Source organism: Mesorhizobium sp. M0227 (assembly GCF_040321855.1).
Taxonomy (GTDB): Bacteria; Pseudomonadota; Alphaproteobacteria; order Rhizobiales; family Rhizobiaceae; genus Mesorhizobium.
Map to the genome: position 1 here is coordinate 18,959 of NZ_JAMYSJ010000032.1, position 19,621 is coordinate 38,579.

Genomic DNA, 19,621 nt, shown 5'->3' on the forward strand with positions numbered 1-19,621 from the left:
AGCGGATTGTCTGAATGGATTCAGACGACCCGCTTTAAGTCTTTGTTTTTATGCATGTCGTTCTCCCAAAACCGAGTTCACTTTTGGGCGACATGCATTAGCCCGAAAACAGGACGCCCGTCCGGTTTTCGGACGGACGGTGTCATTCAGGCATATAAGCGAGGCTATTTCGGCGGGATGGTCAGCGTTGCGCCGACAGGAAGCCGGCGCGGCTCATAGCCCTTGTTGGCACCCGAAATAACCTTCCATTTGGCGCCGTCGCCATAGGCCTTCTTGGCCAGATCCCAATAGGTGTCGCCGGCAACGATGACATGGTTGGCTTCGGCCGGCGCCGCCTCCGCTGGCTTTGCCGGCTCGGCCGGAGCCGGCGCGGCTGGTGGCGCTGGCGGGGGAGGTGCTCCTTCCGTCGATATGGCCGGTGGTGTGTTGGCGATATCGCCCGAGTTGGCCGGCAATTCAGGCATTGCAGGTGCCGCTTCAGCAGGCTTGGCGGCTTCAGCCGGATCGGTTGCCGGGGCCGCAGGCGCCGCGGCGACGGTCGCGGCTATTTCGGTGATGCGGCCGTCGAGCTTTGGCGTGTAGGGTCGGTGGGCACCGAGATAGTCGCCAACCACCTGTTCGAGGCCGGGGCCGTAATCGTAGGCATTCTTGGCCTTGTCGGCGAAGATCTTGTAGCCGTCGCCGCCCTGGCGGACATAGTTGTTGGTTGCGACCAGATAGTCCTTGTCCGGCTTGATCGGCGTCCAGGCGCCGCCTTCCATGACTTCCACCGACTTGACGCGGCCGGCATTGGGCGCGACGGATTTATCGAAGGAATATTTCAGGCCGGCGACCTGGGGGAAGCGCCCGGCGCCGTCCTCGACCTGGCTGAGGCCGCCCTCGAGGCCGGCCACCAGATCCTTGCCCGAAATCTGGAAGGTCGCCAGCGTGTTCTGGAACGGCAGCACGGCCAGCACCTCGCCCATGGTGACGGTGCCCTTGTCGATCGAGGCGCGCAGGCCGCCGCCATTGGAGATGACGATTTCGACGCCCTGTCCCTTGACGCGGTCGAGGACGGCGTCGGAAACGAGGTTGCCCATCGCGCATTCTCGGGTGCGGCAGCTCTCACGACTGCCGTCGATGACGTCGGTGGTTTCCGCCACTTCCTTGTTCTTCAGCGCCTCGATCGGCGCGCCAAGTTCCTTGATGCGGGCGAGCACGGCCGGGTCGGGGGTGATCGACTTGTCGAGATAGATCGGGTCGCCGCTGGCCGATTTGACGACGCCATTGTCGTCGAACACCACCTTGAACTCGCCGAGATATTTCGAGTAGGACGCCGCCTGCACCACCGGCACCTTGTAGCCGTCCGGATTGTCGACCATCGTCGGGTAGGGGCCTTCGGCCTTCGGATCGGTGTTCGACAGCAGGGAATGGCTGTGGCCGCCGACGACGACATCGATGCCCGGGATCTTGGCAATGACGTCGCGTTCGCGCCTGTAGCCGATATGGGTCACGGCGATGATCTTGTTGACGCCTTCGCCCTTGAGCTTCTCGACCTCGGCGGTGATCGACCTGACGTCGTCCTCTATAGTGACGTTGGGTCCGGGGGAAGCGAGGTCCGGCGTGTCGTTGGTGATCGCGCCGATGATGCCGATCTTCTGGCCGCCGACCTCGACGACAACAGACGGCTTGATGCGGTCGCCGAGCTTGGATTGCGCGTTGGCCTTCACATTGGCGCCGAGCACCGGGAACTTGATCATGTCGAGGAACGGCGCCAGGGCCACTTCGCCGTCGTCGAATTCATGGTTGCCGAGCGCCATGGCATCGAACTTCATGTCGTTGAGGAATTCGCCTTCGACCTTGCCCTTGTAAGTGGAGTAGAACAGTGAGCCCTGGAAATTGTCGCCTGCGCTGAGCAGCAGCACGTTCTGGCCTTCCAGCTTCTTGCGCTCCTGGGCGATCGCGGTGATCAGCCGGCCCGCGCCACCGATGCACTCGCCCTTGGTCTCCTCGTCCGCCGAGCAGGTCGATTCATATTTGTTGTTGCCTTCGATGCGGCTGTGCCAGTCGTTGATATGCAGGATGTTCAGCGTGTAGTCGGCAAAGGACGCGCCGGCCGACAGGCCGAGTACTGAGGCTGACAGGGCTGCAATGGCGGCAAGCTTCTTCATCTTCGTCTCCCGGAAAGCTGATCAGAGGCCATTAGCGCCGTTGCTTGACTGGAACATAACAGCCGGCACTTCGGCCATGTTCCCATCGCGTTCCGGATGACGCAAGCGGAATCCGGGACCCTTTGCCGGCATAAAAAAGGACGGCGGCCAACCGGCCGCCGTCCTTGGAAAACGAATGGTCGTGGGTTCAGACGCGCCTTGTCAGCACGAAATTCTGACCGCTGGAGCTGGTGCAGTTGAGCTGGCTTGTCGACACCATCAGGCAGTTGAAGCTGACCGCGGTCTGGCGGATCAGCGAGGTGCCGTTGATCTGCACCGACGTGGCGCCGGTCATCGTGTAGCTGCCGTCGGCAAGCTTCTGGCCGGTGTCGGTGGCCACGGTCGTGAAGGTACCGCCGGCAAAGGTCGACAGGCCGGTGCCCTTGGCGTCGATCCACGAGCCCTCGACGCCTTTCGGCGCCGCTGCCATCGGCGGTTCATCGGGGCCGCTGGTCGCACAGGCGGCGAGCATCGTCGCAATGGCACCCGCCACGCTCATCGAAAGAATTTTGCGCGCAATGATCATGTGAAAATCCTCTCCTCTCGCATCGGCCCGAAAATCGGAATCGATTTTCGACAGGCACGAGGCGTGCATCCAAGTTTCCAGAGCGACGTGCGTCCAGATGAACACGTATCGCTGTGGTCCGCATCCCTTCAATCGCCCGATTTCCGGGCGATTGCAAGGCAGTGAGGCAGGTAGGCGGTGCTGCTATCGCACAAGGATGTTGCGGAACTGCCACGGGTCGTTCCGGTCGAGGTCTTCCGGGAACAGGCCGGGACGGTTATCGAGCGGCGTCCAGTCGGTGTAGTAGCCCTTGACCGGTCCGAGATACTGGGACTGCACTTCCAGGCACCGCCTGTAGTCCATCTCGTCGGCTTCGACGATGCCGGCCTCGGGGTTTTCCAGCGCCCAGACCATGCCCGAGAGCACCGCCGAGGTGACCTGCATGCCGGTGGCGTTCTGATAGGGCGCCAGCTTGCGGGCCTCGGCGAGCGACAGCTGCGAGCCGTACCAGTAGGCATTCTTGTCGTGGCCGTAGAGCAGCACGCCGAGTTCGTCGACGCCGTCGATCAACTCGTTCTCGTCGAGCACATGATGCACCGGCTGAGGCTTGCCGGCGGCGCCGAACATCTCGTCAAGCGACAGCATCGCGTCGTTGCAGGGATGGTAGGCATAGTGGCAGGTCGGGCGGTAATGCACCTTGCCCTTCTTGGAACGCACGGTGAAGAAATCGGCGATCGAGATCGCCTCATTATGCGTCACCAGCAGGCCGTATTGCGCGCCGGGCGTCGGGCACCATGAGCGCACGCGCGTGTTGGCGCCCGGCTGCTCCAGATAGATGGCGGCCTTCGAGCCTTGCTTGTGCTTCTTGGCGTTCTTCGGCATCCACGTCTCATGCGTGCCCCAGCCGAGTTCGGCAGGCTGCAGGCCCTCGGAGATGAAGCCTTCGACCGACCAGGTGTTCCAGAACACATTCATCGGCTTCGGCTTCTTGGTGCGCTGGGTGTCGCGTTCGGCGATATGGATGCCCTTGACGCCGGCCTTCTTCATCAGCTTGGCCCAGCCCTCGCGGTCGTCCTGCGCGGGCTCCGAGAATTCCAGGCCAAGATCGGTGGCGAGATTGACCAACGCCTGCTTGACGAACCACGAGACCATGCCTGGATTGGCGCCGCAGGTGGAGACCGCCGTAGCGCCGCCGGGCTTGTCGTGCTTTTCCTTGAGCAGCGACTCTCGCAGCGCGTAATTGGTGCGGCTGGCGTTGTCCGCGTTGGCGTCGAAATAGAAGCCGAGCCACGGCTCGACGACGGTGTCGATGTAGAGCACACCGAGCTTGCGGCAGAGCCGCATCAGATCCACCGAGCCGGTATCGACCGACAGGTTGATGCAAAAGCCCTGGCCGCCGCCATTGGTCAGAAGCGGGGTCAAGAGCTTCTTGTAGTTCTTCTCGGTCACCGCTTCCTGGACGAAGGCGATGCCGCGCTCGTCGAGCAGCTTGCGGTCGGTGTCGCGCGGGTCGATGACCGTCATGCGCGACTTGTCGAACTTGAAATGGCGTTCGATCAGCGGCAGCGTTCCCCGGCCGATCGAGCCGAAGCCGATCATCACGACGGGGCCGCTGATCTCACCGTAAACGGGCCAGTTTTCATTCGCCATTTTATCGAGCACTCCTTCAAAACCCAGGAAACTGGGAAAACACGCGCAAAACCGGGAATTTCTGCCCGGCGGCCATGCGCTACATCATAGATCATTGTCACAAACCAGCGAAAAGCGCCAACCAGCGGCTACGCTGCGTTGGCTACGTGGTTAAGGCCGAAACCGTGGATGAGTGGCTCTATCCGAGCCTGAGCTTGCCCATTCGCCAAGCGCACCGGTTTAACGGATTTTTGCCCTCGGAGCGGCTGTGGACGCCCGAACCACCAGTTCCACGGGCAGAACGACTTGGCGGGGCGGTTGATTGTCAAGAACCATGCGGGCGGCGAGCCTGCCTTTTCCGATCACGTCTTGCGCGACAGTCGTCAACGGAGGCGTGGTGCGTGCGGATTCGGCAGTGCCATCGAAGCCGATAACCGACACATGGCGCGGCACCTCTATGCCACGACGAACCGCCTCGTCGAGTATTGTGATCGCTTGCCAATCCGACATGGTCAGGATTGCGGTTGCTTCGGGCACATTGTCGAATACCACCGCCCCAGCAGATGGATCGCCCGGCGTCGTCTCGATGATCGGAACATCGTCGATCGACAAGTTCGCCTCCGCCAAACCCTGTTTGAAACCGTCGAGCCTTTCGTCGTCGAGTGAGAAGCCGGCTAGAAGCGGGCGCTCTGCCTGTCCGGGCATGTGCACGATCGGAGGGCCTGGAGTCCTCCGTATGGAAAGGATGGCAAAATGCCGGTGCCCTAACCCGGTCAGATGCCGGACGGCGGCGACCGCGCCACTTCTGCCGTCGATCTTTATCGAATTGATGTCGGGACCTGCGTCATTTTCGAGAATGACGAAGGGCAGGCGCCGTCGTTGTGCCGATGTTATGAGACCGATGTCCCCGCTGTGACCAAGGATGAAGCCGTCAACGAGGGCCTCGCGGATGCTGGCGAAGCGGGTATTGTCGGTGCCGTTTACAAGGCTGAGCGTCGTTCCGGCCTCGTCGCAGGCGAGCGAAACGCCCAGCACCAACTCGCGGCCATAGGGGCTTCTCATCACCTCGGCGATGGCGTAGGCGCCAGGTGGCATGAACCCGATGGCATTGAACTTGCCATCCCGCAGCAATCGTCCTTTCGGGTCGGGGCCGCCAAATCCGAGCGCTCTCGCGGCCGCTTCAACACGTTGGCGCAATTCAGGCCTGACCAGTTCCGGCCGGTTGAAGACGTTGGAAACAGTGCCCCGGGAGACACCGGCAGCCTTGCCCACATCGGCTAGCGTTGGCATTGTGATTCACCCATTTCCCTTCAGTTAGACCATTTTTTGGAGCGCTCCAAGAATTTCGTTGACTCGAAAGTGAAAAAGGGGGATCGTATCACTTGGAGCGCTCCAAATAAACATATCTGCTATATTTCGCGTCTGAAACAACGGAGATTGTCAAAAGGCTTGGTCACAGCGGCGGCCATGCCCAAGGAGAGAGTCATGGCAGAAACCAATGTTTTTCCAGCCTCGCTTGTCGGTAAGTCTTTCGACTGCGTTTTCGGCCCGTTCGTACCCCGGCTGACGTTTTTCTCGCCGGAGGAATTGCATGTGCAGGCGTCGATCGGTGCCACCAAAATTGACGAGATGGTCAAGATCGACATGACCAGCGTACGCCCGAACCTCGTTCTCATGAGCTGGACGGAGCAGAGCGGCAACTTCATCGTGCAGTTGCAGGATCATGAAAACGGGATCGTCCATAATTATGCGCGTCTGGCCGATGGGCAGCTCTTCTGTGCCCAAGGTGCCATTCAATCCGTTGCGGTGGCGTGACACTGCCGCGTCTTGGCCCGGCCGACCGCGTGCGGCCGGACTCCGATCTGCTGAAGTGCCTGTCATCGATTTCCCTAATGGAGGAGGAAAGTGCGATGGAACTCGCTTACGACAGTCATCTGCTTGCCCGAATTCTGTTGAGCGTCGCGACCGTGGGCTACGGTGTGGTGACGATCAAAGCCGACCTCAACGCCACCCACGCCACCAATCCGCTGTGGACCCCGCACGCCCGGTTTCACGTCGTTTGGCAGGTGCTGAGCTACACCGGAGTTGCGCTGATTGCGCTGGGGCTTATCTGGATCGAGGGGCCACTCGAAGCCGAGCGGCTCTATCTCGCAGGGGGATTGGGCGTCGCTATGTACGGAGCGTTCTTCGTGGCAATGCTCTCACGACCGATTTATGGCGGCGTGCTCTACGACGAGAACGGCTATCTGCCATTCCGACCGCCGTTCGGACCGGCGGGTTGGCGGTGGGATGTCAACGTCACCGTCTTTAGCGCGATGTCCGCGATCCTGCTGCTGGGCCTAGCCGCGATTTAGGACAGCGCCAGCGCCCCGAGCCGGTCGACTAGCCGATCGCGGTCTGATGTCAGGCCCTTGTAGTCGAGATGCGCGAGATCGAGCGCCTTGAGCTGGGCGGCGAAAGACGCCGCGAGCTTCGCCCGATCAGGGTGCCTGGCCAGCACGGCGAGCGGGTCGAGATGGATGCGGATGGTGAACAGGATATCGCGTGAAACAGGCAGTTTGCGCAGGGTTTGCCGCTCGACGCGGATGAAGGCATGGGCGTCGATGTCGCCATCGGGAAAGCGCGACCGCCGATTTGTAGCGCGGTCGATGCGCTGCAGGTCGGAAAGCGGATGGTAGAGCGCGTTATCGGACTGGATCGACCAGTTGTAGCGCTCGACGGCCTGCCCCTGGAGGCCATCGAACATCCGGTTGATGAGTTCCGCCGGACGCGTGCCCGGGCCGAAACCCGGCACCGGCGCGTGGATGTCGTGCAGCGGCTTGCCGAATTTTTCCAGGAGCGACCAGGACGAGGGAAAGCACAGCGAGCCGGCAACGAGACGCCAGCCATTGTCGCCGCGGCGCATCAGGATCAGGTCCTCCTGGATGAGCTGTGAGGCCTTGGCCAGCGGAGCCTCGGCGAGGGAAGCAGGCAGACGGCGCGCCGCGCCCACCACCTCGACGCCTGATCCGATGCACCGATAGATTTCTGGAAACCTGTCCAACAGATGCGCACTGAGCAAGTCGAGCACCTCCTGCTGAGCGTCCCGCGTGCCGTCCTCCTCGACAAAAACCCGCTCGGGGATTTCGGCATAGAGCCGGTACTTCTCGGCGAGATACGGCAGCAGATGGTCGTCGATCTCGATCCAGTCCGCCGGATCGAGCGGCTTCAGCCCGATGCTGAAGAGTTTCGACGAGCCGTCATAGGGCGTGTGGGTGGGCAAAGAGGTCATGCTTCAGATCAGTCTCGCAGGGATTAGTCCGCGCAGCGAATTGCCGACAAAAAGTGCTTTGGCCGACTTCAGGTCGCTGTAGCTGTAGATTGCTTCGCGGGCGCGGCCTTCATCCAGAAGCTGCGCGCGCAATACACCAGGCAGCAGGCCGCAGTCGAGCCGGGGTGTGACCAGCACGCCGTCGCCGAGATCGGCAAAGACATTGGTGATCGTGCCTTCACAGATCTCGCCGCGCTCGTTGGCCATAAGCACCTCGTCGGCCTGGGTGACGAGATATTCGGCGCGGGCATGCGTGTAGAGCTGTCGTCGGCTGGTCTTGTGGCGCAGCAGCGTGTCGTTCGAATCGAGACTCGTCCGCGCCAGCCGCAGTATCCAGACCTTGTCGGCGGCGAGCGGTTCATAAGGTTGCGCCGAGGCCGTCACCTCACCATCGTGCGACAGGACAAGCCGCGTGCGCATGGCAACGCCGGAACCGCCGGCCGCGCTGCTCAGCGCCTCGCCGACCGTGCCTGGATCACAGTGGAAGCCGAGCTCCGCCGCCGAGCCATAGAGGCGCGCAAGATGACGATCGAAGCGCAGGAAGCCCGAGCCGGGTTCCCAGCGCATGGTCTCGATCAACTGAAAGTCGGCGGTGTTCCCGTCGCGAAGCGCGCTTTCAGCAGACACTCCTGATACTCCTCCTGCGCCGTCGAATCGAAGACGACGCCGCCTCCGACATTGTAGACGGCCTCGCCGCCCGAAAAGAGCGAGATGGTGCGGATCGCCACGGAAAAGCGCATCGGGCCGCCGGGCGCGATCCAGCCTATGGCGCCGCAATAGGCATCGCGGGGCGTGCCTTCCAGATCGCGCAGGATCTCCATGGCACGGATCTTAGGCGCGCCGGTAATCGAACCGCAAGGAAACAGCGCCGCGAAAATCTGGCGGATAGAGAGACCCGGCAGCAGTTTGGCCCTGACGTCGCTTACCATCTGATGCACGGTCGGGTAGGTCTCGATGCGGAACAGCGCCGGCACGTCCAGCGTGCCCACCTCGCTGATCAGCGAGATATCGTTGCGCAGAAGATCGACGATCATCCGGTTTTCGGCCTGGTTCTTCTCGTCATTGCGCAGGAAGATCTTCTGCCGTTCGTCCTCGGCTTTGGTGGCGCCGCGCGGTGCCGTTCCCTTCATCGGATGCGTCTCGATCATGCCCTCGGCGTCGATCTCGAAGAACAGTTCAGGCGAGCGCGACAGCACGATGGGTTCACCGAGCGCGATCAGCGCGCCATATTTCACCGGTTGACGTTCGGTCAATGCATTGAAGGCGGCCAGCGGCTCGCCCGACCACTGCGCATGCACGGGAAAGGTCAAATTGCCCTGGTAGCAATCACCTTGCCGGATGTGCTGGTGCAGTCGCGAGAAGCGTTTTTCATAATCCTCGGGCGACCACGTCGCACGGGCGTCGAATATCGGGCCGTTGGTCGCCGTGGTGTTGCGCGGCGGCACCGCCTCTTCGACCGGGGCATCGAAAACCCCAAGGCACACGAGCGGGGAGCGGCGTCCGTGAGGCAGCAGGGGAACGAGCTTGGGTTCGAGCAGGTAGCCCGCCTCATACGAGAAATAGCCGGCAAGCCATTTACCTGCATCATGCGCGGCTTGTGCTGCTTCCAGAGCCGGCCCGAAATCCCCTGCTTCGTGCGCCACGATGATATCGGCCGGCTGGTCGAAAACGAGCTGGCGCGCGCTTTTGTCATTGCGAAAAATTGCGGCGGGCAGGGACATGGGCACCGAATGCTGGGGTCAATGAAGCCATCAACCGCTCTATATGGGGTGCCGCCCGCGCGCAATCGAGGGAACGGCACGCTGCCTCTTAAAGCCGACCTTTGGGCCAACTCAGGAACCAAGAGTAAACGGCGACGCCGATATGGCGCCGCCGTTTGCAATCTTCAGTACTCGCCTGGCGATCAGCTGTTGCTGGAGGTTCCGGCTGTTGGAAACTGCTTGGCGAATTCCTTCTCGTTGCCGGCGGCGAGCAGCTTGGCCTGCTCGATCCAGCGTTCGCGCGCGATGCGGCCGTCGAAATTCATGACGTCCTCGATCCGTTTGACATCGGCCGCTGTCCAGGACGCGATCTGGGCGAAGCTGGTGACGCCTTGCGCCTTGAGCAACTTCTCGTTGACCGGACCGATACCGATCAGCCGGCGCAGATTGTCGGGCTTGCTGGATGTTGGGCCGGCTGCTGGCTTGGCTGTTGTTGCAGGCTTGCTCGTCGCGGATTTGGCTGGAGCCGAGGCTTTGGTGGCGGCGGGTTTCGCCGCCGCCTTGGCAGAGACCGCCTTGGCAGAGACTGCTTTTGCCGCGGCCGGCTTGGCCGGCGCGGGCTTTGTGGCGGCGGATTTGGCCGTCGCTGGGGTCGACATCAGGGCCGCCGGCGCCTGGCTTGCCGGCTTTGCCGCGCTGCTTCCGGCGGCAGGCGCGGCCGGCGCGTCGCGCAGCCGGCGCTCGAGGTCGGCGCGGGTCTTGCCGCATGCATCGAGTTCGCCGGTCAGGCGGTCGCTGTCGGTGCGAAGCCTGTCGCGTTCGCTGCGTGTACGGTCGAGGTCGCCGCGCAAGCTGTCGAGTTCACCGCGCAGGCGCCCCCAAAGGAACCAACCGACCAACACGCCTATCAGGAACGCCAGGACCACGTAGAAAAAAGTGCCCATTGTCTCTCTCCAGTCAGATCCGTCTGCCGTGGGTCATGACCTTCGGCGAAGGACTACTCTTGGTGGTTCCGCGGTAAGCAGAACAGCCGGCTTCCGTTCGAGCTGTCGGCGATCGGCTTTTGCTTGCCCATGGTCAACGGCCGTTGTCGCGTTCGCCTGAGCGCCACGGCCGGCTGAGATTTCTCCTCGCCGATCCGCATGCGCTCCGGCTGAGCTTGGAGCGAAGGCTATCATAGAGCTTGTGGAAAGCTATCGGAAAACTTCGGTGGAGAGTACTTCAAGAACAGATATTTAGGGCGATAGTAGAGCTGTCCCAACATGCATTCCGGCTAAACTGTCAGAGCGACGCCTGAGGGATGCGTTTCAAGTGTCGAGCGCTTCCAGCTCGTCGATCAGGCCACTGATGACGCCAAGTCCGATCTGCCAGAAGGCGGGATCGGTGGCGTCGAGCCCGAAGGGCGCCAGAAGCTCGGAATGATGCTTGGTGCCCCCGGCGCGCAGCATTTCGAAATACTTGTCCTGAAAGCCGCGCTCGGCGTTCTGGTAGACCGCGTAGAGCGAGTTCACCAGGCAGTCACCGAAAGCATAGGCATAGACATAGAAGGGCGAATGGATGAAGTGCGGGATGTAGGTCCAGAACACCTCGTAGCCTTCGCGCAGCTTGATGGCGGGACCCAGACTTTCGGCCTGCACTTCGAGCCAGAACTGACCGAGCCTGTCGGAGGTCAGTTCGCCGTTCTTGCGTTCGGCATGCACCTTGCGCTCGAATTCATAGAAGGCGATCTGGCGCACGACCGTGTTGATCATGTCCTCGACCTTCTGGGCGAGCATGGCCTTGCGCTCGCGCCGGTCGGTGGTCTGGTCGAGCAGCGAGCGGAAGGTCAGCATCTCGCCGAAGACCGATGCCGTCTCGGCCAGCGTCAGCGGCGTCGAGGCCATCAGTGCGCCCTGGCCGCCGGCCAGCACCTGATGCACCCCATGGCCAAGCTCGTGCGCCAGCGTCATCACATCGCGCGGCTTGCCCATGTAGTTGAGCAGGACATAGGGATGCGCCGACGGTACGGTCGGATGGGCGAAGGCGCCAGGCGACTTGCCGGGCCGCACCGGCGCGTCGATCCAGTTGCGGTCGAAGAAGGTTCGCGCGATCTCGGCCATGTCGGGCGAAAAGCGCTGATAGGCGGACAGCACCGTGTTCCTGGCCTCGTCCCAGCCGATGATCGCCTGGGGCGTATCCGGCAACGGCGCGTTGCGGTCCCAGTGGTTCATCACCTCCATGCCCAGCCAGCGTGCCTTCATCGCGTAATAGCGGTGCGACAGGCGCGGATAGGCATCGCGAACGGCGGAAGCCAGGGCGTCCACCACGCTGCGCTCGACGCGGTTGGCGAGATGGCGTGAATCGGCGATGTCCTCGAAGCCGCGCCAGCGGTCGGATATTTCCTTGTCCTTGGCCAGCGTGTTGGTGATCAGCGTGAAGGTGCGCAAATTTTTGCGGAAGGTCGTGGCCAGCGCCTCGGACGCCCGGCGGCGCACCCCGCCGTCGGCGTCCTGCAAACGGTTCAGCGCCGGCTCCAGCGTCAGTTCCTCGCCGTCGATGTCGAAGCGAAGGTCGGTCATCGTCTCGTCGAACAGGCGGTTCCAGGCGCCGCGTCCGGTGATCGACTTTTCGTGGAAGAGCTGCTCGACGCGGTCCTCGAGCTGGTAGGGCTTGTCCTTGCGCAGATCGAGCACCCACGGCCGGTAGTGACCGAAGGCGGGATCGCCGACGAGCGCGCCTTCGATGGACGCATCGTCGATCAGGTTGAGTTCGAGCGCGAAGAACAGAAGGTGCGCGCTGGCGTCGGTCATCTTCTCCTGGACGTCACCATAGAGCTTGGCGCGCTGGGGATCAGCGGTGTTTCCGGCATAAACCAGTCCCGCATAGGAGACGATGCGGCCGATCAGTTCCTCCAGCGCCTCGTAGGCGACAAGCGCCTCGCCCAGCCTGCCGGCGCTGCCGCGCTCGGCCTCGGCGGCCAGCGTGCCCTTCCAGCGGTTCTCGAAGTTGACCGCATCAGTGGCGGCCTTGGCGATGTCGCGCTTCAGCTCCGGCGCATCCATGCCGGCATAGAGATCGGCAAGGTTCCATTCCGGCAGGTCGCCCAGCTCGGCCGCGCCCTGACCGGACGCCGGCGCCGCAAGCCGCCGAGCAGAGACCATGTTGCCAGAATCCTTATGCATTGCCGACACCTTCCGTGGCCAAGGCTCGAGGGGAAACGAGAAGCCGGTCAAATCCTAAGGAATTCATTCACCTGGTTTTTTGAAACCTTATTTAGAACCCTGTGCCAAGATGGTCCACAGGGCAGAATTCCTCGGGCGGGCAGTCATACCAGTCATGACAGGTTCCATACTCATAGTCGATGACGATCCGGTGCAACGCCGGCTGCTCGAAGCGGCGGTGACGCGGTTCGGCTACAGCGCAATCGTCGTCGACGGCGGCGCGGCCGCTCTCGATATCCTCGATGGACCCGGCGCCCGCGAGGTGTCGGTGGTCATCCTCGATCTGGTCATGCCCGGTCTCGACGGTATCGGCGTGCTGAAGGCGATGCGCGAACGCGACATCAACGTGCCGACCATCGTGCAGACCGCGCAGGGCGGCATCGAGACCGTGGTTTCGGCGATGCGTCATGGCGCCTTCGATTTCGTCGTCAAGCCGGCGTCTCCCGACAGGCTGCAGGCGTCGATCGGCAATGCGCTCAAGGTCGAGGCCGTCGAGGGCGAGGTCAAGCGCACGTCGCGCCGGCGCGGCGGCCTCCTGACCTTCAAGGACATGATCACGCACAGCCCGGCCATGGACAGGGTGATCCGCCTTGGCCAGAAAGCGGCGGCATCCAACATCCCGATCCTGATCGAGGGCGAGTCCGGCGTCGGCAAGGAACTGGTGGCGCGCGCCATCCAGGGCAGTGGCGACCGCCGTTCGAAACCCTTCGTCACGGTCAATTGCGGCGCCATCCCCGACAATCTGGTCGAATCGATCCTGTTCGGCCATGAGAAGGGCTCGTTCACCGGCGCCACCGACAAGCACACGGGCAAGTTCGTCGAAGCGCATTCGGGCACACTGTTCCTCGACGAGATCGGCGACCTGCCGCTCGACGTGCAGGTCAAGCTGTTGCGCGCGGTCCAGGACGGCGAGGTCGACCCGGTCGGCGGCCGCTCGACCGTCAGGGTCGACATCAGGCTGATTTCGGCGACGCACCGCAACCTCCTGCAGCAGGTCAAGGACGGCAAGTTCCGCGAGGATCTGTTCTATCGGCTGAACGTCTATCCGATCTTCGTGCCGCCGCTGCGCGACCGCCGCGACGACATCCCGTATCTGGTCACCCATTTCATGGAGAAGGTGGCGCCGGCCGACCCGCACCGTCGCCTGCAAGGTATTTCGGCGGCAGCGCTCGCCGTGCTGCAGGCCTATGACTGGCCCGGAAACATCCGGCAGCTCGAAAATGCCGTCTTCCGGGCCTCCGTGCTTTGCGAAGGCGATGTGCTTTCCGCCGAGGACTTCCCGCAGATACGGGCGCAAGTGGAAGGCACCGTCAACCTCGGTTTGGATGGCGACGCGTCGTCGCCGTCCCTGTCTTTGGAGGGGCGCGATGACGAAGCCTTTCCCGGCGAGGGCGGCCCGGCAATCGCGTTCGATCCGCCGGCAAGGCTGCAGCCTCGCTTCGGCACGTTGCGGGCGCTCGACGAGCGCGGCAATGTGCGGGCACTTGCCGATGTCGAACTCGAGATGATCAAGCTTGCCATCGATCACTACAACGGACAGATGAGCGAAGTCGCCCGCCGACTCGGCATCGGTCGCTCGACCCTCTATCGCAAGCTCAAGGAACACGGCATCGATCCGGAGACAGGCCGCGTGGACCGACTCGCCTCCTAGGGCGATGCCGGGCTGAGCTTCGGCCCGAATCCGGCTTTGCCACAAGACCGGCGCCAGCTGCAATGCCATAACAGCCCTTGTGTCGCCGTTTCAGCGGCATTGTGGCTGTGTCATGGACAGCTCTGTTCACGCATTAAGGCTAACGGTAACAGATCGTGTTCGGGCCGAAGGCGAAAATCTGATCTAAACCAGCGGTTTACCAAGAAACCTTGTGAACAATTTTTGACGGGATATCGCCACGGTGTTACCGCATTTCGGCTTCAATAAGCGATGATTAACCATTAGGATCGATATTCGGGTGTGCTAATGCCACATCCGTTTGGACAAATCCGGGGACAAACGGCAGCCTGCAAGGCCTTTTGATTTGAACAGAATCGAACGACACACAAACAGGCGGCACCATCATTTGAGCGTCTGGCCGAAGTGGCTGGCAGTGTTGGTTGTCGCTTTTGGTTTTGTTGCCGCGGCTGCGAGCGGAGCCAGCGCCGAAACACGGTCGCTGAAGCTTTATCATCTCCACACCCATGAGAAGGCCGAGATCGTCTACAAGCGCAACGGCCGCTACGTTCCCGAGGGTCTCAGGAAGATCAACATCATTTTGCGCGACTGGCGTCGCAACGAGCCGACCAAGATGGATCCGCGTCTGCTGGATCTGGTCTGGGAAGCGTATCGGGAAGCAGGTGCCACGGACTACATCCAGGTCATCTGCGGCTATCGCTCGCCGTCGACGAACTCGATGCTGCGCGGCCGCAGCAGGGGCGTCGCCGAGAAGAGCCAGCACATGCTCGGCAAGGCGATGGATTTTTACATCCCCGGCGTGCCGCTGAAGAAGCTGCGTAACATCGGTCTCAAGATGCAGGGCGGCGGCGTCGGCTACTATCCGTCATCCGGTTCGCCGTTCGTCCACATGGATGTCGGCAATGTGCGCCATTGGCCGGGTATCAGCCGGCAGGAACTGGTCAGCCTGTTCCCCAATGGCAAGACGCTGCATGTGCCGAGCGACGGCAGGCCGCTGCCCGGCTTTGAGCAGGCGCTCGCCTCCTACAAGGCGCGCAAGGGTTCAGGCTCGCCGGCGATCGAAATGGCCAGTGCCGGTGGCAGCGGCAAGAAGTCAGGCGGGTTCCTGTCGGCATTCTTCGGCGGCGGCGACGACGAGGCCGAAGACAGCGCCGATGTCCAGACCGCTTCGGCCGCCCCCCCGCCCAAGGCGAGAAACCTGAAGCCGGCAGCAGCAGCCAAGACCAGCAACCTCCCGGGCATTGCCATCGTGGCGCCGGAGAATGCGCGGCGCGCCGAGATTCCGCAGGTGACCGAGCAGCAGGCTCCGGAGCCGGAAGAGGACACGCCGGAGACGATCATCGCGGCATTGCCGGCCCGAAGCATTCCGCTGCCGGATTTCGCACCGCGGCCGAAAGCCGATGTCGGCGCTCAGCAGCCTGAGAACGTTCCTTTTGCGATGGCGGAGGCGACAGCCACCACCGAGCAGGCTGTGGCGACCGCGCATGCGCCGGCGAGCGTTCCTTTCGGCTTGGCCGATGCAACGGCTTCGGCTAATCCGGCCCAGGTCGCGGTCAACAACATACCGTTGCCGACATGGCGTCCCGACAATTCGCTGCCGGCCGCTCTGGCTGCGCCGCCCAGCAAGGATGTGCTGATGGCGCTGGCCGAGACGGCTGATCAAGGCAAGACCGCGACCGATGCGTTCTCGGTGCTGCCGACGGCGCGGCCCGAGATGGCCAGGCCGGATGCGGTCAAGGCCGTGCTCGACGAGGCCAATGCACAGGTCGGTGCGGCCGATTACCAGCTTGCTTCCTTGTCCGGATCCGAGCCGCGTTCGGCGTTCAACGATCCGGGCACCAACGCCGCATGGCCGCGCGATGCTGTCGTTGCCCGTCCGGCCGGTTCCGATCCGGCCGCCGCGATCGGCGCCGGCGTCAAGACAACCCGCAAGGAATCGAGAGCCACCGCCCGCGACCTGAAGCCAGGCCCCAAGGCCATGGTGGTTGCAGCCGCACCGCAGGCGGCCCGCTGGGCATTGACCAGCGGCGAGCATGTCGCCGCCGTTTCAAGCGCGACGACGGCGCCTGGCTACGCCTACAGCATCGTGCACACGCCGCCGAGCGAGGTCTACACGGCCGGCTTCCAGCCGAGCAGCCAGGTGGCCGATGCCAATCGCTTCACCGGCAACGCCGTCAAGTTCATGTCGGTCGCCCGCTTCCAGACCAAGTAAAGCGACAATCAATCGACAAAGCCGCGCCGGGTAACCCGCGCGGCTTTTTGTTGCGCGGCCGCATTGCTCGCCGCTGGTCCAATCACGCCGGCCTGACATTGCCGTGATCGTGGAACTGCCCGGCTTTTCAAAGGTTTCTCCGGTGTTCGTTCAAACCCGGGGAGATCCATGAAGAACATCCTATTGGCATCGGTCATCGCATTGGCAACCGCTTCGGCGGCCATCGCCCCTACGCAGGCCGAGACCATTGTCGTCAAGACTCATGACCATATGCACATGAAGAAGCACTGCCGGACCAAGGTGGTCACAAGCTGGAAGCATCACCACAGGGTGGTTGAAAAGGTTCGGGTCTGCAGCTGATCCGGTTCGGAGCCGATTTGGCAAACCCGGTCGACGCGAGTCGGCCGGGTTTTTTCATGCCGTGGCCGAAGCCTTATTTCGCAAGCTTGCTCGCCGCGCGCGCCAGGGCTTCGATCTCGTCCCACTTGCCGGCCTTGACGAGGTCGTCGGGCGCCACCCAGGAACCGCCGACGCAGACCACGTTGGGCAGGCTTAGATAGTCGGCCGCGTTCTTGGCCGAGATCCCGCCGGTCGGGCAGAATTTCACATCGGCGAGCGGTGAGGCGAAGGCCTTCAGCGAAGCGATGCCGCCCGACTGCTCGGCCGGGAAGAATTTCAGGAAGCGCAAGCCGGCTTCGCGCGCGGCCATGATCTCGCCGGGCGTGATGGCGCCGGGCAGCAGCGGAACATCGCTGTCGGCGGCTGCCGCCAGAAGCTCGCGGGTGATGCCCGGGCTGACGATGAATCGCGAGCCTGCGCTCGCTGCCTTTTCGAACTGCCTGATATCGAGAATGGTGCCGGCGCCGACGATGGCTTCCTCGACCTCACCAGCCACACGCCGGATCGCCTCCAGCGCGTCGGCGGTCCTCAGCGTGATCTCGATCGCCGGCAGGCCGCCACGCGCCAGGGCGCGGGCCAGCGGCACGGCGTCAGCGACATTGGCGATCTTCAGCACCGGGATGACCGGCTGGCCGTTGAGGAGCGACAGGAGGTTTTCGGTCTTGCTGGGCATCTGTCTCTCCATATCCTAGTGCATGTCGCCCAAAAGTGCCCCTGGTTTTGGGAAGACGACATGCATAAAACAAAGACCTAAAGCGCGTCACATGAATTCGTTTCGGCGCGACGCGCTTTAGGACAATTCAACCGATTAGCAGACGGGTGTTTTTCTGTCCATGAAACGAAGCGTGTCGCGATGTCACGCGCCGTCGATGCTTGCCGGGATTCCGGCTCTGCCTTGAATCGGCTTGCGTGAGCGTTTAGTGGCTTTGGCAATGACATCACTTCTGCCCCTTCGCGTGGCCGCGCTCTACCGGTTTGCCCGGCTCGACGCCTTCGAGGAGCTGCGCGCGCCGCTCGCTGCCTTCTGTTGCGGGCGCGGCATCAAGGGCACGCTGCTTCTGGCGCATGAAGGCATCAACGGTACTGTCGCCGGCAGCGAAACGGCGATTGCCGAACTGATCGAGTATCTCGAAGCCATCGAAGGGCTCGCCGGCCTCGAGGTCAAGTACAGCGTGGCCGCGGACATGCCGTTCCATCGCATGAAGGTGCGGCTGAAGCGCGAGATCGTCACCATGGGTGTCGATGATATCGACCCTTCGAAAAGCGCCGGCACCTATGTCGCGGCGGCCGACTGGAACGCGCTGATTTCCGAGCCCGATACTGTTATCATCGACACGCGCAACGCCTATGAGGTGTCGATCGGCACCTTCAAGGGCGCGGTCGATCCAGCCACGTCAAGCTTTCGCGAGTTCCCGGCCTGGGTGGAAGCGCACCGGGCGGAGCTCGAGGGCCGCAAGGTCGCGATGTTCTGCACCGGCGGCATACGCTGCGAAAAGGCGACCGCCTACGTCAAGTCGCTCGGCTTCGAGGACGTGTTCCACCTCAAGGGCGGCATCCTAAAATATCTGGAAGAGGTTCCCTCCGAACAGAGCCTCTGGCAAGGCGAGTGCTTCGTCTTCGACGAGCGCGTTTCGGTGTCGCACGGCCTCGCCGAGGGCGAAGCGGAACTGTGCCGGGCCTGCCGCCGCCCGCTGACGCCGGGCGACCTGACGTCGCCCAAATTCGCCGCCGGTATTTCCTGCCCGCATTGCTTCGATGCGCGTTCGGACGAGGACCGCCAGCGTTATGCCGAGCGCCAGCGCCAGGTCGAGCTTGCGCAGGCGCGGGGCAGAGAGCCGCATATCGGCTCCTGATCCAGGCATCGAGCTGCTGCAAAGCGGCCGCTGTCATTGCAATGTCAAGTTTCGGGACTTACGTCTTCGACGTTCGAAACCTGCCCGTTCGGCCGGGCAAATCCTGGAGGCACTGAATGTTCGATCCCAAGAAGCTTCTCGACGATCTGCTCGGCTCGCAAATCCCCGGCACCAGCGGCACCGTTCGCGACAAGGCGGGGCAGGCCGTGCAGATGGCCAAGGACAATCCGCTGGCCGCCGGCGCACTGGCCGCCGTGCTACTTGGAACTGGTGCCGGTCGTAACGTAACGGGCGCCGCGGTGAAGCTTGGCGGACTGGCTGCCATCGGCGGTCTCGCCTACAAGGCCTACCAGAACTACAAGGCCGGCAACGCACCCGCCGAAGCACCGGCGGCCGGCGAACCGGAATTGCTGCCGCCGCCCAAGGACACCGCCTTCCACCCGTCGCAGGCGCCGCAAGGCGAGGACGAATTCACGCTGACCCTGATACGGGCGATGATCTCGGCGGCGAAGGCCGATGGCCATATCGACGATGAAGAGCGCCAGAAGATCGCCGGCAAGCTCAGCCTGGCCGGCATAGACTCCGATGCCGAAAAGTTCCTGATGGCGGAGCTGGCAAGCCCGCTCGACCTCGACACGCTGGTGGCCGGCGCCAAGACCGACGCGCAGAAGCTCGAACTCTACACGGCGTCGCGCCTGACCATCGATCCCGACACCCGCGCCGAGCGTGGCTATCTCGACCTGCTTGCAGGCCGGCTCGGCCTGCCGGACGCGCTGGTCGACCATGTCGAGGCAACGGTTTCGGCGGCCAAGGTGCCGGCCAAGGCAGGGACATCACCCAATCCGCGCTGGTAGGCCAAAACGGCACAGGAGGCACTTTCCGGGTTAACCTCTCGTTAACCCAGCAAGCGCATCAACACAGTCGGATCGGCTTTTCCTCCTCCCAAGCCCGGTTC

Annotated in this window: 17 protein-coding genes; 6 read left to right on the forward strand and 11 right to left on the reverse strand. The window is 62.9% G+C overall.

Annotated elements, in window-relative coordinates:
- Positions 1-164: 164 nt before the first annotated feature.
- The 4 genes from NKJ00_RS28095 to NKJ00_RS28110 all read right to left on the reverse strand — a co-directional run bounded on the left by NKJ00_RS28095 (position 165) and on the right by NKJ00_RS28110 (position 5,595).
- A complete protein-coding gene (locus tag NKJ00_RS28095; RefSeq protein WP_352632056.1) occupies positions 165-2,150 on the reverse strand; it encodes a 5'-nucleotidase C-terminal domain-containing protein in 1,986 nt (661 codons plus the stop codon).
- 187 nt (positions 2,151-2,337) lie between these two features.
- Complete coding sequence (omp10, locus tag NKJ00_RS28100; RefSeq protein WP_127259982.1) at positions 2,338-2,715, reverse strand: outer membrane lipoprotein Omp10; 378 nt, start codon at positions 2,713-2,715, stop codon at positions 2,338-2,340.
- Positions 2,716-2,898: 183 nt separating this feature from the next.
- The gene (locus NKJ00_RS28105) at positions 2,899-4,344 is read right to left on the reverse strand and encodes a homospermidine synthase (RefSeq protein ID WP_352632058.1); all 1,446 of its coding nucleotides are present in this window, start codon (positions 4,342-4,344) and stop codon (positions 2,899-2,901) included.
- Positions 4,345-4,563: 219 nt separating this feature from the next.
- On the reverse strand, positions 4,564-5,595 hold the full coding sequence (locus NKJ00_RS28110) for a LacI family DNA-binding transcriptional regulator (RefSeq protein ID WP_164892874.1): 1,032 nt from the start codon (positions 5,593-5,595) through the stop codon (positions 4,564-4,566).
- A 213-nt stretch (positions 5,596-5,808) separates the two neighbouring features.
- Between NKJ00_RS28110 and NKJ00_RS28115 the strand changes: the two genes are divergently transcribed.
- Both NKJ00_RS28115 and NKJ00_RS28120 read left to right on the forward strand, forming a co-directional pair.
- Positions 5,809-6,138 carry a MoaF-related domain-containing protein gene (locus NKJ00_RS28115; RefSeq protein ID WP_352632060.1) on the forward strand — a complete coding sequence of 110 codons (330 nt, stop codon included), beginning with the start codon at positions 5,809-5,811 and terminating at the stop codon, positions 6,136-6,138.
- Positions 6,139-6,233: 95 nt separating this feature from the next.
- Entirely contained in the window at positions 6,234-6,677 is a 444-nt protein-coding gene (locus NKJ00_RS28120) for a hypothetical protein (protein WP_031212814.1), read from the forward strand.
- On the opposite strand, the gene NKJ00_RS28125 is transcribed toward NKJ00_RS28120, so the two are convergent.
- From NKJ00_RS28125 to NKJ00_RS28145, 5 genes are all read right to left on the reverse strand, one after another.
- Positions 6,674-7,594: a heme-dependent oxidative N-demethylase family protein gene (locus NKJ00_RS28125; RefSeq protein ID WP_023810057.1), complete on the reverse strand. Its 921-nt coding sequence runs from the start codon at positions 7,592-7,594 to the stop codon at positions 6,674-6,676. The two genes, NKJ00_RS28120 and NKJ00_RS28125, sit on opposite strands and share 4 nt — an antisense overlap.
- Before the next feature lie 3 nt (positions 7,595-7,597).
- Positions 7,598-8,260, reverse strand: a complete 663-nt coding sequence (locus NKJ00_RS28130) for an aminotransferase class IV family protein (protein WP_352632062.1) — start codon at positions 8,258-8,260, stop codon at positions 7,598-7,600.
- Positions 8,209-9,354, reverse strand: coding sequence for an aminodeoxychorismate synthase component I (locus tag NKJ00_RS28135; protein ID WP_352632064.1), 1,146 nt, complete (start codon positions 9,352-9,354; stop codon positions 8,209-8,211). Before NKJ00_RS28135 ends, NKJ00_RS28130 begins: the two co-directional genes overlap by 52 nt.
- A gap of 182 nt (positions 9,355-9,536) precedes the next feature.
- Positions 9,537-10,277, reverse strand: coding sequence for a helix-hairpin-helix domain-containing protein (locus NKJ00_RS28140; protein WP_352632066.1), 741 nt, complete (start codon positions 10,275-10,277; stop codon positions 9,537-9,539).
- A 363-nt stretch (positions 10,278-10,640) separates the two neighbouring features.
- Positions 10,641-12,473, reverse strand: a complete 1,833-nt coding sequence (locus NKJ00_RS28145; protein ID WP_352632097.1) for a M3 family oligoendopeptidase — start codon at positions 12,471-12,473, stop codon at positions 10,641-10,643.
- 175 nt (positions 12,474-12,648) lie between these two features.
- On the opposite strand from NKJ00_RS28145, the gene NKJ00_RS28150 reads away from it, so the two are divergent.
- Positions 12,649-14,184 (forward strand): sigma-54-dependent transcriptional regulator, encoded by a 1,536-nt coding sequence (locus NKJ00_RS28150; protein ID WP_352632068.1) that lies wholly within the window; start codon positions 12,649-12,651, stop codon positions 14,182-14,184.
- 406 nt (positions 14,185-14,590) lie between these two features.
- Positions 14,591-16,414, forward strand: coding sequence for a peptidoglycan L,D-endopeptidase MepK (locus NKJ00_RS28155; RefSeq protein ID WP_352632070.1), 1,824 nt, complete (start codon positions 14,591-14,593; stop codon positions 16,412-16,414).
- 8 nt (positions 16,415-16,422) lie between these two features.
- Here the strand turns inward: NKJ00_RS28155 and NKJ00_RS28160 are convergent, their stop codons facing one another.
- The gene (locus tag NKJ00_RS28160) at positions 16,423-16,638 is read right to left on the reverse strand and encodes a hypothetical protein (protein ID WP_352632072.1); all 216 of its coding nucleotides are present in this window, start codon (positions 16,636-16,638) and stop codon (positions 16,423-16,425) included.
- A 209-nt stretch (positions 16,639-16,847) separates the two neighbouring features.
- Positions 16,848-17,486 (reverse strand): 2-dehydro-3-deoxy-phosphogluconate aldolase, encoded by a 639-nt coding sequence (locus NKJ00_RS28165; protein ID WP_352632073.1) that lies wholly within the window; start codon positions 17,484-17,486, stop codon positions 16,848-16,850.
- A 259-nt stretch (positions 17,487-17,745) separates the two neighbouring features.
- Between NKJ00_RS28165 and trhO the strand changes: the two genes are divergently transcribed.
- Both trhO and NKJ00_RS28175 read left to right on the forward strand, forming a co-directional pair.
- Positions 17,746-18,666: an oxygen-dependent tRNA uridine(34) hydroxylase TrhO gene (gene trhO, locus NKJ00_RS28170; RefSeq protein WP_352632076.1), complete on the forward strand. Its 921-nt coding sequence runs from the start codon at positions 17,746-17,748 to the stop codon at positions 18,664-18,666.
- Positions 18,667-18,782: 116 nt separating this feature from the next.
- Positions 18,783-19,520 carry a tellurite resistance TerB family protein gene (locus tag NKJ00_RS28175; RefSeq protein ID WP_127809400.1) on the forward strand — a complete coding sequence of 246 codons (738 nt, stop codon included), beginning with the start codon at positions 18,783-18,785 and terminating at the stop codon, positions 19,518-19,520.
- Positions 19,521-19,621: the final 101 nt, after the last annotated feature.